The following is a 13989-nucleotide window of genomic DNA, read 5'->3' on the forward strand; positions in this document are numbered from 1 at the left end:
ACATTTGTTAGGTGAGGAAGGTAGCAGCCCATGGAGCTCGACGGGAGGGTTGTCGTCGTCACCGGAGGAACCCGGGGCGTCGGCGCCGGGATCGCCCGGTCGTTCCTCGCGGCCGGCGCGGACGTGGTCGTCTGCGCCCGGCGGTCACCGGACGAAGAGGTGGCGGCGGACGGCCGCAGGGCCGCCTTCAGCCCGGTCGACCTGCGCGACCCCGCCGCCGTGCACGACTTCTTCGACGCGGTCGCCGGCCGCCACGGAAGGCTCGACTGCCTGGTCAACAACGCCGGCGGAACCCCGTACCGGCTGCTGGGAGAGGGCGAGGCGCAGCGCCACGCACGGGTCGTCGAGCTCAACCTGCTCGCGCCGATGACCGCCTCACTGGCGGCGTACCCCTGGCTGCGGGAGGCCCGGGGCTCGGTGGTCATGATCGGCAGCGTCAGCGGGACCCGCCCCTCGCCGGGGACGGCGGCATACGGCGCCGCCAAGGCGGGACTGGAGAACCTGGCCCGGTCCATGGCCGTCGAATGGGCCCCCGACGTACGGGTCAACTCACTCGTCCTGGGCATGGTGCGGACCGAACTGGCACACCTGCACTACGGCGACGAGGCCGGCATCGCGTCGGTCGGCGCCACCGTCCCGCTGGGGCGGCTCGCCGAACCCTCCGACGTGGGGGAGGCGGCCGTGTTCCTCGCCTCGGACCGGGCGGCATACGTCAGCGGGGCGAGCCTGCTCGTGCACGGGGGCGGGGAGCGCCCGGCGTTCCTGGACGCGGCAACTGTCAACAAGGAGAGCTGAGATGGCGGGACTGTGCGAAGGCCGGGTCGTGATCGTGACGGGCGCGGGGCGGGGGCTGGGCCGCGCCCACGCGCTGGCCTACGCGGCGGAGGGGGCGAAGGTCGTCGTGAACGACCTCGGCGTCGGGCTGGACGGGCTGCCGGGGCCGGACAGCCCCGCGGCGCAGGTGGCCCGGGAGATCGGGGAACTGGGCGGGCAGGCGCTGGCGCACGGCGGGGACATCGCGACGTCGCAGGGCGCGGCCTCGCTGGTGGCGGCGGCCGTGGACACCTTCGGGCGCCTGGACACCCTGGTCAACAACGCGGGATTCCTGCGGGACCGGATGCTGGTCAACCTGGACGAGGACGACTGGGACGCGGTCATGCGGGTGCACCTGAAGGGCCACTTCCTGCCGCTGCGGTCGGCGGCCGCGTGGTGGCGGGCGGAGGCCAAGGCGGGCCGGCCGGTGGCGGCCCGGGTGGTCAACACCTCCTCCGGGGCCGGGCTGCTGGGCTCGGTCGGCCAGGGCAACTACAGCGCGGCCAAGGCCGGGATCCTCGGCCTGACGATGGTCGCGGCGGAGGAGATGGGCCGCTACGGGGTCCAGGTCAACGCCATCGCCCCGGCGGCGCGGACCCGGATGACGGAGCGGACCTTCGCCGAGACCATGGCCGCCCCGGAGGAGGGCGCCTTCGACGCGATGGCCCCCGAGAACGTGTCCCCGCTGGTGGTGTGGCTGGGCGCGGACGCCTCGGCCGGGGTCACGGGCCGGGTCTTCGAGGCGGAGGGCGGCCGGATCACGGTGATGGAGGGCTGGCGGCCGGGCCCCACCGCCGACCGTGGCGCGCGCTGGACCCCGGCGGAGGCGGGCGAGGCCACACTGAAACTCCTCGCGGCGGCGCAGGCACCGCTGCCGGTGTACGGGGCGCGCTAGACCTAGGGTCTGCTCCGAGCACCGGTTCGCCGGAGCTCCGGATCGCCGGATCGCCGGACAGCGAAGGGACAGGACCCAGCGATGACCATCACGCCGAGCCCGCAGAAGATCACCACGTTTCTGATGTTCGAGGGGCGGGCGGAGGAGGCGATGACCTTCTACCTCTCGCTGTTCGACGACGCCGAGGTGCTGGGCATCAGCCGATACGGCGCCGACGAGAGCGGACCCGGGGTCGGGGAGGAGGGGACCGTGCGCCACGCCGCCTTCTCCCTGGCCGGACAGACGTTCATGTGCATCGACAGTCCGGCCAAGCACGAGTTCGGCTTCACGCCCGCCGTGTCGCTGTACGTCCAGTGCGACAGCGAGGCCGAGATCGAGCGCCTCTACGGGGCCCTCGCCGAGCAGGGCTCGGAGCTGATGCCGCTCGGCTCGTACGGGTTCAGCGCCCGCTTCGGCTGGGTGAACGACCGCTTCGGCGTCTCCTGGCAGCTGAACCTCCCGGGCGAGGCCGAGCCGGGCCAGTGACCGTGCCGTGCCGTGCCCGTGCCCGTGCCTGCGCCCGTACCCGGGCGCGGGCGGCGGGTGCGGGGCTGACACGGAAGCGGGCCCGGCCCCCTGGCGAGGGGTCGGGCCCGAGTCTTCATCGGTGCGATGTCCTATGACTACCCGCTACATCCACTCGCTGAACCGCAGCCGGCCCATCATGTTGTCCATTTCCTGTTCGGATTCCGTCGGTTGCGGGTCCTGCGGCCGTACGGCCCGCGCAGGGGCGCCGCCGCGCAGCAGGTCAGGAGAGCTTGCCGTCGTAGTCCGGCAGCTTGACGGTGCGCTCCGCGTGACCGCCGACGAGGTCCGTCGCGCTGTTGCCGATGTTCGCGATGATCGTGTAGCCGCGCGCCTCGATCTCCGCGCGCTTGCCCGTCTTGTACGCGCTGACCTCGTCGAACAGGTCGGGCAGGTCGCGGACGTAGAGCCCGGAGACCGGGTAGCCGACGGCCTTGAGATTGCGCTCGGTGAGGGACTGGATGATCCCCGGGCGGGCGGTCACGAAGAAGACCGCGACACCGCGCGCGTGCGCGTACTGGGTCAGCGCGCGGACCTTGGAGATCGCGGGGGTCGGGAAGGTCCAGAACCAGTGGAAGTCCGTCTCCAGCGAGGTGTTGTCGATGTCGAGGACGAGCGCGGGCTTCTCGCCGGCGGGCGAGGCGGCGATGCGCGCCTCGATCGCGGGCCGGGCCGCGTCGATGACGGCGGCGACGTCCCGCTGCCAGGTGGCGTAGTCGATGCCGAGGATCGCCGCGTTGCCGCCGGGCGCCGAGGCGGCGGGGGAGGCGGATACGGACACCGGCGCGGGCGCCGGGGCGGGCGCGGCCTGGGCGGCGGTGGCCGGAACCAGCGTCAGGACGGCGGTGGCCGCGGCTACTGCGGCGGCGGTACGGGGCATGCGGGGGCTGCGGATGCTGCGCATGGGGGGCGCTCCCTCGGTCACGGGATTGGCATGTACGTGACCAGAGTTGGCGAGAACCGCACCCCTGTCTACTGGCCGGTAGGAAACTTTTCGTGACCGCGTGATGAATGGTCCTACGTGAGGCAGTCGAGCACGGAGTGACAGAGCCCGCACCGGGCCCGCAGCCGCCCGCGCACCGGCACCCGCAGCCACTGCGCACACACCGGGCACGGGAAGCTCACCCGCAACCCGCCCCCGGACCCGTCCTGTTCGAAGCGGTACGCCGAAGCGTCGCCCCCAGCGCCCCCAGCGCCCCCAGCGCCCCCAGCGGCCCCGGCGACTCCGGCACTCCCGGCGGCCCCGGTGCGCCGCGCTCTCGCGTACCGGCGCCGCGCCAGCGGCCCGGCGGCCGCCAGTGGGGCCCGGCGGTGATCGCGCTCGGCGAGCGCGCGCCCGCGCACGTAGGCCTCGTACGCCCGGTGGCTGGTGAACCAGGGGGCGGGGTCCTCGCCGAACAGGGCGGCGCGTTTGGCCAGGACGTAGCCGAACTCCTCCGGCGTGAGGTAGCCGAAGTGCTGGTGGGTGAGCGCGTCCTCGCGGTAGGCGTCCAGGAGAAGCCAGCCGGCCCCCAGGTACGCGGCGGCGGTGTCGGTGAGGATCTCGTTCTCGGCGGTGCCGGGAAAGCGCAGGTCCAGGCGGTGCAGCAGGACATGGGCGACCTCGTGCGACAGCGCTGCCGCCAGGTCCCGGCGGTGGGTGCGGAAGCGGTCGTTGACCTCGACGAAGTACTCGGGCCCCGCCGCCAGTTCCACGGTCGCCGCCTCCTCCATCGCCCGGAAGGACACCACCATGCGCGCGTCGGGCAGCCGCAGCGCGCGCACCGTCGCCGCGGCCACCCGCTGCGCACCCAGGTGCAGGTCGTCGGTGGCGTCGAAGGCGGCGTCGGCGGGGGTGATGCTCGTGCCGTAGGCGTGGATCCCCTCGGCCCCCTCGGTTCCGTCGGTCCCGTCGGCCGAGAGCCGGCGGAAGAGCGCGGTGATCGAGGCGCGCACGGTCGCCAGATGCGGAAATCCGTGCCCGATGGGGCCGCCAGGCCCCCCGTTCTCCGTCATCGGGCCCTCCTTACCGCAATCTCTGTCGCGTGGACGGGAGTTGGCCGAAATTGCCTTCTTGATGTCCACCACACGCCTGTTGTGTCATGGACCCGTCATTCACCCGATGACGCACACGCACAGCCCAACCCCCCACGAAAGGCAGTGTGTTGACTGTGACCACCCTCGTGCAGTTCATGAAGCGCACCCTCGCTGTCGGCGCCGTCGCCCTCGCCGCCGTCAGCCTCCAGCCCGGCACCGCCACCGCCGGCACCGCGCCCGTCGTGGGCGGCACCCGCGCCGCGCAGGGCGAGTTCCCCTTCATGGTGCGCCTCTCCATGGGCTGCGGCGGCGCCCTCTACACCCAGCAGATCGTCCTCACCGCCGCCCACTGTGTGAACGGCTCCGGCAACAACACCTCCATCACCGCCACCGCCGGAGTCGTCGACCTCAACAGCTCCAGCGCCATCAAGGTCAAGTCCACCAAGGTCCTCCAGGCCCCCGGCTACAACGGCACCGGCAAGGACTGGGCCCTGATCAAGCTGGCCAAGCCCATCAACCTGCCCACCCTCAAGATCGCCGACACCAAGGCCTACGACAACGGCACCTTCACCGTCGCCGGCTGGGGCGCCACCCGCGAGGGCGGCAGCCAGCAGCGCTACCTGATGAAGGCCACCGTCCCGTTCGTCTCCGACGCCACCTGCAAGGCCGCCTACGGCAGCTCCCTCGTCCCCAGCGAGGAGATCTGCGCCGGCCTGCCCCAGGGCGGCGTCGACACCTGCCAGGGCGACTCCGGCGGCCCCATGTTCCGCCGCGACAACAACAACGCCTGGATCCAGGTCGGCATAGTCAGCTGGGGCGAGGGCTGCGCCCGGCCCAACTACCCCGGTGTCTACACCGAGGTCTCCACCTTCGCCGCCGCGATCAAGAGCGCCGCGGCAGGCATGTAGCTCCACCGGCCCGTCCCGCTCGCCCTTCCGCCCGGTCCGCGACCGGGCGGAAGGGCGAGCGCGTGCCGTGACCTGCGGTTGCGGCCCCGACTCACCGCACATCGTCATCGTCACCACCTTCGACCTCGACGAGTACGTCCACGCGGCGCTCCACGGCGGAGCATCCGGCTTCCTCCTTAAGGACGCCGGCCCGGCCATGCCGGTTGAAGCGGCACGGGCGGCAGTCGTCGGCGACTCCCTCGTCCCACCGGTGATCACGGTGCGGCTGCTGCGCGAAATGGCCCCGCGCACCCAGGCCGCCGGACCGAGCGGGAACACGACGTCGTACGCCGCCTCGCGCGCGGCCCGACCAACGCGGAGATCGCCGGGGAACTCTCAAGACGCACCTGGCCAACATCCAGGCCGAACTCGACGCCCGCAACCGCGTCGAAAACGCCGCCCGGGCCCGGGAAAGCGGCCTCGCCGCCACCTCGGCGTGACGCCCACCGAGCGATTCCGGCCCCGCCCCGGTCCAAAGCCGAGGCCCTTTCGGCCCCGCGCGGGTTCTGGGCCCGGGCGGTTCCAGCCCCGCCCCGGTTCGATGCCCGGGCGGTTCCAGCCCCGCCCCGGTTCGAGGTCCGGGCCGTTTCGGCTCCGCGCCGGTTCGAGGCCGGGCCATTCCAGCCCCGCCCCGGTTCGATGCCCGGGTCATTTCAGCCCTGCGCGCGTTCGAAGCCGGGGCCATTTCAGCCTCGCCGGCGTTTGAGGCGCGGGGTCCGGGGCCGAGCCCCGAAAGGCTCCGGCGCAGCCGGGCCGCGCCCGTGCACCCCCACCCGCCAGGGCCTGGCCCGCCGGCCCGGCGCCCCGCACGCCGCCGACCGCGTGCGCGACCTGCGCGCCGTACGCACCGCCGAACGCCTGGACCTCGCCGGGAGCTCCACGACCTCGTCGCCCACCACGCCACCGGGATCGTCGTCGAGGCCCGGGCCGCCCGTCGCCCTCGGCATCGAGAAGGGGCTGGAGGACCGGCTCCCCGCCCACGTCGCGGCCACCGCGCACCGCATCGTCCTCGAAGCCCTCACCGGCATCGGCAAGCACGCCGCCACCGCCACCGCCGTACGGGTCACCCCGCGCACGGTCCCCGCAGGCCCGGAGGTCCGCATCGCCGACGGCGGCGGCCACCCCGCCACACTCTCCGAGGCCCGCGGCGGCTTCCTCACCGCCGGCCCCACCCCGAGGGCGGCCGGCTCGTCACCGCCACCCTCCCGCTCCGACGGCCAGGCCGTCTCTTTCGGATCCTGTCGGCCGAGCCCGCGGTGTCCGGCGGCATGGGGTCTCCCCAGGCCCGCAGGGCCGAGGGGAAGCATCGCAAGGCGGAGGGTCGTCCTTGTACTGGACGTACCGGGGCGGGCCCGACAACGCGGCGAGGTGAGGTGCCGGGCGTCGCGGGCCCGGCAGGATCCGAAAGAGACGGCCTAGGGGCTGCCGAACGCGATGGCCCGCAGCGCGGCCAGATGCCGCTCGTAGACCACCCGGCCCTCAGAGGTCAGCGAGATCCAGGTGCGGGGCCGCCGCCCCACCCGGCCCTTGCGGACCTCCACCCAGCCCGCCTCCTCCAGCGCCGCGACCTGCTTGGACAGCACCGAGTCCGAGACCTCGACCAGGTCCCGTACGAAACCGAACTCGGCCTTGTCCAACGGAGCCAGTGCCGCCACCACGGACAGCCGTACGGGCGCGTTCAGCAGCGGCGCGAGATCGTGCCGCGGATGGCCGCCACGCTTCGCGGCCGCCTCCTGCGCCCCGGCGTCCACCGTCGGCTCGTCCGTCATACCGAACCCCGCATCTCGGTCCAGGCCCCCACGGCGAGCGGCAGCGCACACGCCAGCGCGGCGCCCACCGCGAACGGCACGCTGGGGCCGAACACCGTGAAGCCCAGCACGACCACCAGGGCGAAGACCACCGCCCAGGACCCCACCAGCACCCCGTGCTTCACTCCGAACCCGCGGCGCACCACCCGCTGCCGCGCCGCGTACACGCTCAGCCCGGTCACCAGGAGCGCGTTGGTCACGCCGAACACCACCGCCGAGACCGGCCCGCGCCACAGCACGGCCACCGGTACCAGCACCAGCTGCCCGGCCGCGAACGCCCACAGGTAGCGCGCGTACCAGCCGCTGCCCTGCCGCGCCGCCTTCTCCGCACCGGCCGCCCGGCCCAACGCCCCGACCGCCGCCGCCGCCGTCTCCCGCATGGTTCCCCCTCGTTCGTACACGCCTGATCGGTACCGCAATTTCCACTATGGCGAGTACTTTCCAATCCTGCAAGTAAAGGGTCGCCGTCTCACAGACCGACTGCCCGAGGAACCAGCCGCCGCCGCCACGTATTCTCGGGAACCATGAACATCAGCGACCTCGACAACGGCACCGGCTCGGGCGCGGCCAAGGACGCCGCAGGCATCGACGAGAGCGTCACCGCCGAACTCGCCCGCCTGCGCGACAGCATCGACAACATCGACGCCGCCGTCGTCCACATGCTCGCCGAACGCTTCAAGTGCACCCAGCAGGTCGGCCACCTCAAGGCACGGCACCAGCTGCCCCCCGCCGACCCGAGCCGCGAAGCCAGCCAGATCGCCCGCCTGCGCCAGCTCGCCGAGAACGCCAAACTCGACCCCGCCTTCGCCGAGAAGCTCCTCAACTTCATCATCGCCGAGGTCATCCGCCACCACGAGACGATCGCCGCGGGCGAAGAGTAGAAATCGGGGGTCCGGCCGCCCACTGCGGCAGCATGGGCCCCATGTCCGCACTGACGCGCACCGAAGCGCAGCTCCGAGCCCAGCTCATCGACGTCCAGCACTACGCCGTGACCCTCGACCTCACCGGCGACGACGACACCTTCGACTCCACCACCGTCATCCGGTTCACCGCCCGGACCGACGCAGACACCTTCATCGAGCTGAAGCCCGTCGAACTGCGCTCCGCCACCCTCGACGGCACCCCCCTCGACCCGGCAGCCCTCGCCGACGACCGCCTCCCCCTCACCGGCCTCACCGAGGGCCACCACGAGCTGCACCTCGACACCCGCATGCGCTACTCCCGCACCGGCGAGGGCCTGCACCGCTTCACCGACCCCGCGGACGGGCACACGTACGTCTACTCCCAGATGTTCCTGGACGACGTCCAGCGGGTCTTCCCGGCCTTCGACCAGCCCGACCTCAAGGCCGTCTTCGAATTCACCGTCACCGCCCCCGCCCACTGGACCGTCCTCGCCAACGGCATCACCACCCGCACCGGCGACACCCCCGACGGCAGCGGCGCCGGCATCTGGAAGTCCGCCCCCACCCCCCTCATCTCCACCTACCTCGCCGCCGTCGCAGCCGGCCCCTGGCACAGCATCCGCACCCAACACGCCGGACTGCCCTTCGGCATCCACTGCCGTCAGTCCCTCGCACCCCACATGGACGTCGACGCCGACGAAATCCTCTCCATCACCAAGGACTGCTTCGACCGGTACCAGGAGAAATTCACCGAGCCCTACCCCTTCGACTCCTACGACCAGGCCTTCGTACCCGAGTTCAACGCCGGCGCCATGGAGAACCCCGGACTCGTCACCTTCCGCGACGAGTTCATCTTCCGCTCCGCCGTCACCGACACCGAACGCCAGTCCCGCGCCATGGTCATCGCCCACGAGATGGCACACATGTGGTTCGGCGACCTCGTCACCCTCGCCTGGTTCGACGACATCTGGCTCAACGAATCCTTCGCCGAATACATGGGCTACCAGACCCTCACCGAAGCCACCCGCTTCACCGGCACCTGGACCGACTTCGGCGTCACCCGCAAGCCCTGGGGCTACGACGCCGACCAGCGCCCCTCCACCCACCCCGTCGCCCCCGCCCCCGAAGACGTCCCCGACACCGCCTCCGCCCTCCTCAACTTCGACGGCATCTCCTACGCCAAGGGCGCCTCCGTCCTGCGCCAACTCGTCGCCTGGCTCGGCGAGAAGGACTTCCTGGCCGGCATCAACACCCACTTCGCCCGCCACAAGTTCGCCAACGCCTCCCTCGCCGACTTCGTCGACTCCCTCGCCGCCCACACCGAACGCGACGTCCGCGCCTGGGCCGACATCTGGCTGCGCACCACCGGAATCGACACCCTCACCCCCCGCGTCGAGGAGTCCGAGGGCCGCCCCGACAGCGCCCCCGGCTGGACCCTCACCGTCGACCGCCGCGGCAGCCGCCCCCACCACATCGCCGTCGGCGTCTACGACCGCGACCCCGTCGACGGCCGTTTCCTGGAACTGCGCGAACTCCTCGACCTCGACGTCCCCTCCGACGAGGTCATCTCCGTGACCGGGCCCCGCCCCGCGCTTCTCGTCCTCAACGACGTCGACCTCACCTACGCCAAGGTCCGGCTCGACGAGAACTCCGTCGAAACGGTCCTGCGCGGCCTCTCCGGCATCCCCGAGGCCCTCACCCGCGCCGTCGTCTGGAACGCCCTGCGCGACATGGTCCGCGACGGCGAACTCGACCCGCACGACTACCTGACGACCGCCGCCGCACACCTGCCCGAAGAGAACGACCTCGCCATCGTCCAGGGCGTCCTCACCTTCGCCCGCACCCAGATCGCCGTACGCTACGTCGCCCCCGACGAGCGGACCGCCGCCCTCGCCACCCTCACCACCATCGCCCGCGACCTGCTCCGGCGCACCGAGGACGGCTCGGAACCCGGCATGCGGCTGACCGCCGTACGCACCCTCGTCGACAGCGCCACCCAGCCCGACACCATCGCCGCCTGGCTCGCCGACGACACCGTCCCCGGCGGCCCCGCACTCGACCCCGAACTGCGCTGGCGCATCCTCGGCCGCCTCGCCGTCCTCGGCGCGGTCGGCGAGAGCGCGATCGACGCCGCCCTCGCCGACGACACCAGCGCCACCGGGCAGGAAGGCGCCGCCCGCTGCCGCGCCGCCCTCCCCACCCCGGAGGCCAAGGCCGCCGCCTGGGACCGCCTCTTCCACGACGACACCCTGTCCAACTACCTCTTCAGCGCCACCGCCCAGGGCTTCTGGCAGCCCGAACAGGCCGAACTGCTCACCGAATACGTCACCCGCTACTACCCGGACGCCGTCGCCCTCGGCGCCCGCCGCGGCCCGGCCATCGGCGAAGCCGCCGGCCGCTGGGCATTCCCCGCCCACGCCATCGACGAAGCCAACCTCCAGGCGGGCCACGACTGCCTCACCGACCCGAACATCCTCCCCCTCCTGCGCCGCAAGCTCGTCGACCAACTCGACGACCTCGCCCGAGCCCTCAAGGTCCGTCGGTCCCCTGCGGGGAGCTAGGCAGAACGGGGGGCCGGTCCCCTGCGGAGGGCCAGGCACGAGGGGCCGGGACGGGGACGGGGTGCAACCCGGGAGCGGACGACCTCGCCGGGTCCCCTGCAGGGAGCCAGGCACGAGGGGGCCGGGGCCGGGGCGGGACGGGGTGTCGTCCGGGACTGCATGATTCACGGCGCCCCGGCGGCACAGGCCCGCACAGGCCGATACCGCGCCAACAAATCACGTTCTACGTCCCGGCCGACACCCCGTCCCACCCCCGACCCCGACCCCGACCCCGGCGGCGTCGGCGGGGCGAGGGCCGGTGACGGGGCGGGGTGGGGTGCTGTCCGGGACGTAAAACGTGATTTGTTGGCGCACCCGCAGCCCGTACGGTCCACCCGGCCCAGGGCGCCATAAATCATGCAGTCCCGGACGGCACCCCACCCCGCCCCCGGCACCGGCAGACCCGCACCGCCAGACCCGCCCGCCCCGGCACCGGCAGACCCGCACCGGCACGCCCCCCTCGGCACAGCCTCCACTGATTCGGACAAACCCCGGCGGTTACCCCATTCGGGTCTGATCGTTGTACTGGCCGGGTGCCCCGCATCGCACCCGGCCAGCCCCCGGAGGACCCGATGACAGCGCCGCCGCCCGGCACACCGCCCCCGCTCGCCGGCGGCCCCCACGGCCCCGAAGCCCTGCGCCCCCTCCTCGACACCGTCCTCGACGCACTGCGCACCGGCGCCGAGGACCGCCACGGCCCCCTCCCCGCCGGCGGCCCCGCCACCCAGGCGGCCCGCGTCCGCACCGCCCTCGGCGACACCGGCCTGCTCCCCACCCACGGCACCGGCGACCACGAAGCCCTCCGCACCCTCGTCCACACGCTCGCCGCAGGCGCCGCCGACCCCGCCCACCCCCTCTGCGCCGCCCACCTGCACTGCCCCCCGCTCGCCGTCGCCGCCGCCGCCGACCTCGCCGTCTCCGCCCTGAACCCCTCCCTCGACTCCTGGGACCAGGCCCCCGCCGCCTCCGCCCTCGAAGCCCTCCTCACCCGCACCCTCGCCGCCGAGTTCTACGACACCCCCCACGCCGACGCCCTCGTCACCACCGGCGGCACCGAGGCCAACCAACTCGCCGTACTCCTCGCCCGCGAACGCCACGGCCCCACCCTCACCGTCCTCCACGGAGCCAACGCCCACCACTCCGTCCCCCGCGCCGCCTGGCTCCTCGGCCTCCCCCCGGCCACCGAAATCCCCACCCCCACCGGCGTCCTCGACCCCGCCCGCCTCGCCGAAGCCCTCGCCACCACCCCCGGCCCCACCCTCGTCACCGCCACCGCCGGCACCACCGACGCCGGACTCATCGACCCCCTGACCCGCATCGCCGACCTCTGCGACCGCTACGGCGCCGACCTCCACATCGACGCCGCCTACGGCGGCCTCCTCGCCCTCAGCCCCCGCCACCGCGACAAACTCGCCGGACTCGGCCGCGCCCACTCCCTCACCATCGACCTGCACAAACTCGGCTGGCAGCCCGTCGCCGCAGGCCTCCTCGCCGTCCCCGACACCACCCTCCTCACCCCCCTCGCACATCAGGCCGACTACCTCAACGCCACCGACGACACCGAAGCCGGCCTGCCCGACCTCCTCGGCCGCTCCCTGCGCACCACCCGCCGCCCCGACGCACTCAAGATCGCCACCACCCTCCGCGCCCTCGGCCGCGACGGCCTCACCGCACTCGTCGACCGCACCATCGACACCGCACACCACCTCGCCCGGCTCCTCGACGCCCACCCCGGCTTCGAACTCCACGCACCCCCCACCATCAGCACCGTCCTCTTCCGGCCCACCCACGCCGACGACGACCACCTCGCCACCCTGCGCCGCACCCTCCTGCACCAAGGCCGCGCCGTCCTCGGCCGCACCCATGCCGACGGCCGCCTGTGGCTCAAGGCCACCCTGCTCAACCCGCACACCACAGCGGGGGACCTGGACACCCTCATCTCCCTCCTGGAAGGCAGCACCCACCGATGACCGCCCAGCTCGACACCCCCCACGACCTCGTCGGAATCGGGATCGGCCCCTTCAACCTGTCCCTCGCAGCCCTCGCCCACGGCCTGCCCCGACAAGGAGCCGGCGAACTCGCCACCGCCTTCTACGACCAGCGCCGCGACTTCCGCTGGCACCCCGGCCTCCTCATCGAAGGAGCCACCCTCCAGGTCCCCTTCCTCGCCGACCTCGTCACCCTCGCCGACCCGGCCAGCCCCTGGAGCTTCCTCAGCTACCTCAAGCACAAGGAACGGCTCTTCCCCTTCTACTTCGCCGAGCAGTTCCACATCCACCGCGCCGAATACGACGCCTACTGCCGCTGGGTCGCCGGCCGCGTCCCCGGCCTCCACTTCGGCCACCAGGTCGACGCCGTCCGCTGGAACCCCGAACGCGACCTCTTCGAAGTCGACTTCACCCAACTCGACGCCACCGGCGAAGCCGAAGCCCTCGGCCGCACCTACACCCGCAACCTCGCCCTCGGCATCGGCACCGCCCCCTACATCCCCGAACCCCTGCGCCCCCTCGCCGACGCCCCCACCGTCCCCGTCATCCACTCCGCCGACTACCTCGACAACCGGCAGCGCATCCTCGGCGCCGAACACGTCACCGTCATCGGATCCGGCCAGTCCGGCGCCGAAGTCTTCCTCGACCTCCTCCGCGCCCGCCCCGCCGGCCGCGAACGCCTCACCTGGCTCGCCCGAACCCCCTCCTTCGCCCCCATGGAGTACTCGAAACTCGGCCTCGAACACTTCACCCCCGACTACACCCGCTACTTCCACTCCCTCCCCGAACCCGTACGCGACCGGCTCGTCCCCGCCCAATGGCAGCTCCACAAGGGCATCGACGCCGACACCATCGCCGCCATCCACCAAGAGCTCTACCGGCGCACCCTCCACGGGGGTTGGCCCGACACCGTCCTGACCCCCGGAGTCACCGTCCGCACCGCCGGCCGCGTCGCCACCACCAAGGTCGAACTCCACATCGAACACACCGAGCAGGGCACCCGCTCCCGCCTCACCACCGACGCCGTCGTCCTCGCCACCGGCTACCGGGAACGCGCCCTCGGCAGCCTCCTCGCAGGCCTCGACCCCTACCTGCGCAAGGACTCCTCCGGCCGCCCCCGCATCGACGACCGCTACCGCATGCTCCTCGACCCCACCGTCAGCGGCAGCATCTTCGTCCAGAACGGCGAACGCCACACCCACGGCGTCGGCGCCCCCGACCTGGGCCTCGCCGCCTGGCGCAGCGCCGCCATCCTCAACACCCTCACCGGCAAGGAGCCCTACCCCCAGCCGGACCGCACCGCCTTCACCACCTTCGGCCTCGAACAGCGCGAACACACCCGCCCCCGCCCGGCAGGCGAACTCCGCCCCCTCGTCGAGCACCCCTGAGAGGCCTCCCCCCGGTGATCGAGACCGGCCCCCGAACGCCCCGGGGCCGCCACGAGGGGCGGGAACGT

13 protein-coding genes and 1 pseudogene are annotated in these 13989 nt (G+C 72.8%); 10 read left to right on the forward strand and 4 right to left on the reverse strand.

The features are described from left to right. Positions 1-30: 30 nt before the first annotated feature. The 3 genes from OG373_RS28650 (at position 31) to OG373_RS28660 (ending at position 2233) form a co-directional block, all read left to right on the forward strand. Positions 31-795 carry an SDR family oxidoreductase gene (locus OG373_RS28650; RefSeq protein WP_405441194.1) on the forward strand — a complete coding sequence of 255 codons (765 nt, stop codon included), beginning with the start codon at positions 31-33 and terminating at the stop codon, positions 793-795. Position 796: 1 nt separating this feature from the next. Then, positions 797-1708: an SDR family oxidoreductase gene (locus tag OG373_RS28655; protein WP_397735144.1), complete on the forward strand. Its 912-nt coding sequence runs from the start codon at positions 797-799 to the stop codon at positions 1706-1708. A gap of 81 nt (positions 1709-1789) precedes the next feature. Then, positions 1790-2233, forward strand: a complete 444-nt coding sequence (locus OG373_RS28660) for a VOC family protein (protein WP_397735145.1) — start codon at positions 1790-1792, stop codon at positions 2231-2233. A 262-nt stretch (positions 2234-2495) separates the two neighbouring features. Here the strand turns inward: OG373_RS28660 and OG373_RS28665 are convergent, their stop codons facing one another. Together OG373_RS28665 and OG373_RS28670 are read right to left on the reverse strand one after the other, a co-directional pair. Continuing rightward, the gene (locus tag OG373_RS28665; protein WP_405441195.1) at positions 2496-3176 is read right to left on the reverse strand and encodes an HAD family acid phosphatase; all 681 of its coding nucleotides are present in this window, start codon (positions 3174-3176) and stop codon (positions 2496-2498) included. Between the two features lie 113 nt (positions 3177-3289). After that, entirely contained in the window at positions 3290-4267 is a 978-nt protein-coding gene (locus tag OG373_RS28670) for a hypothetical protein (RefSeq protein ID WP_405441196.1), read from the reverse strand. Positions 4268-4443: 176 nt separating this feature from the next. Here OG373_RS28670 and OG373_RS28675 point away from each other — a divergent pair, with 176 nt between their 5' ends. From OG373_RS28675 to OG373_RS28685, 3 genes and pseudogenes are all read left to right on the forward strand, one after another. Then, positions 4444-5196, forward strand: coding sequence for a serine protease (locus OG373_RS28675; RefSeq protein ID WP_405444232.1), 753 nt, complete (start codon positions 4444-4446; stop codon positions 5194-5196). Between the two features lie 91 nt (positions 5197-5287). Further along, positions 5288-5675: pseudogene (locus tag OG373_RS28680) on the forward strand (LuxR C-terminal-related transcriptional regulator); the annotation flags it as partial. Between the two features lie 382 nt (positions 5676-6057). Then, on the forward strand, positions 6058-6654 hold the full coding sequence (locus tag OG373_RS28685) for a hypothetical protein (protein ID WP_405441197.1): 597 nt from the start codon (positions 6058-6060) through the stop codon (positions 6652-6654). Here the strand turns inward: OG373_RS28685 and OG373_RS28690 are convergent. After that, positions 6651-7004, reverse strand: a complete 354-nt coding sequence (locus OG373_RS28690) for a winged helix-turn-helix domain-containing protein (RefSeq protein WP_405441198.1) — start codon at positions 7002-7004, stop codon at positions 6651-6653. The genes OG373_RS28685 and OG373_RS28690 overlap by 4 nt on opposite strands. Next, positions 7001-7423, reverse strand: coding sequence for a hypothetical protein (locus OG373_RS28695; protein ID WP_405441199.1), 423 nt, complete (start codon positions 7421-7423; stop codon positions 7001-7003). The genes OG373_RS28690 and OG373_RS28695 overlap by 4 nt, the downstream gene beginning before the upstream one ends. Before the next feature lie 144 nt (positions 7424-7567). Here OG373_RS28695 and OG373_RS28700 point away from each other — a divergent pair, with 144 nt between their 5' ends. The 4 genes from OG373_RS28700 to OG373_RS28715 all read left to right on the forward strand — a co-directional run bounded on the left by OG373_RS28700 (position 7568) and on the right by OG373_RS28715 (position 13921). Further along, entirely contained in the window at positions 7568-7924 is a 357-nt protein-coding gene (locus OG373_RS28700; RefSeq protein ID WP_405441200.1) for a chorismate mutase, read from the forward strand. Between the two features lie 32 nt (positions 7925-7956). Beyond that, a complete protein-coding gene (gene pepN, locus OG373_RS28705; RefSeq protein WP_405441201.1) occupies positions 7957-10506 on the forward strand; it encodes an aminopeptidase N in 2550 nt (849 codons plus the stop codon). A gap of 611 nt (positions 10507-11117) precedes the next feature. Next, positions 11118-12515, forward strand: a complete 1398-nt coding sequence (locus OG373_RS28710) for a pyridoxal phosphate-dependent decarboxylase family protein (protein ID WP_405444234.1) — start codon at positions 11118-11120, stop codon at positions 12513-12515. Further along, complete coding sequence (locus OG373_RS28715) at positions 12512-13921, forward strand: lysine N(6)-hydroxylase/L-ornithine N(5)-oxygenase family protein (protein ID WP_405441202.1); 1410 nt, start codon at positions 12512-12514, stop codon at positions 13919-13921. Before OG373_RS28710 ends, OG373_RS28715 begins: the two co-directional genes overlap by 4 nt. Positions 13922-13989: the final 68 nt, after the last annotated feature.

Origin of the sequence: Streptomyces avidinii (assembly GCF_045161815.1) — a bacterium.
Classification (GTDB): Bacteria; Actinomycetota; Actinomycetes; order Streptomycetales; family Streptomycetaceae; genus Streptomyces; species Streptomyces avidinii.

Excerpts from the sequence above, each read along its gene's own strand:
- OG373_RS28675 (WP_405444232.1), top strand. The coding sequence starts at position 4,444 with ATGAAGCGCACCCTCGCTGTCGGCGCCGTCGCCCTCGCCGCCGTCAGC.
- OG373_RS28715 (WP_405441202.1), top strand. The coding sequence starts at position 12,512 with ATGACCGCCCAGCTCGACACCCCCCACGACCTCGTCGGAATCGGGATC.
- OG373_RS28670 (WP_405441196.1), bottom strand. The coding sequence starts at position 4,267 with ATGACGGAGAACGGGGGGCCTGGCGGCCCCATCGGGCACGGATTTCCG.
- OG373_RS28650 (WP_405441194.1), top strand. The coding sequence starts at position 31 with ATGGAGCTCGACGGGAGGGTTGTCGTCGTCACCGGAGGAACCCGGGGC.
- OG373_RS28655 (WP_397735144.1), top strand. The coding sequence starts at position 797 with ATGGCGGGACTGTGCGAAGGCCGGGTCGTGATCGTGACGGGCGCGGGG.
- OG373_RS28665 (WP_405441195.1), bottom strand. The coding sequence starts at position 3,176 with ATGCGCAGCATCCGCAGCCCCCGCATGCCCCGTACCGCCGCCGCAGTA.
- OG373_RS28695 (WP_405441199.1), bottom strand. The coding sequence starts at position 7,423 with ATGCGGGAGACGGCGGCGGCGGCGGTCGGGGCGTTGGGCCGGGCGGCC.
- OG373_RS28660 (WP_397735145.1), top strand. The coding sequence starts at position 1,790 with ATGACCATCACGCCGAGCCCGCAGAAGATCACCACGTTTCTGATGTTC.
- OG373_RS28690 (WP_405441198.1), bottom strand. The coding sequence starts at position 7,004 with ATGACGGACGAGCCGACGGTGGACGCCGGGGCGCAGGAGGCGGCCGCG.
- OG373_RS28700 (WP_405441200.1), top strand. The coding sequence starts at position 7,568 with ATGAACATCAGCGACCTCGACAACGGCACCGGCTCGGGCGCGGCCAAG.
- pepN (WP_405441201.1), top strand. The coding sequence starts at position 7,957 with ATGGGCCCCATGTCCGCACTGACGCGCACCGAAGCGCAGCTCCGAGCC.
- OG373_RS28710 (WP_405444234.1), top strand. The coding sequence starts at position 11,118 with ATGACAGCGCCGCCGCCCGGCACACCGCCCCCGCTCGCCGGCGGCCCC.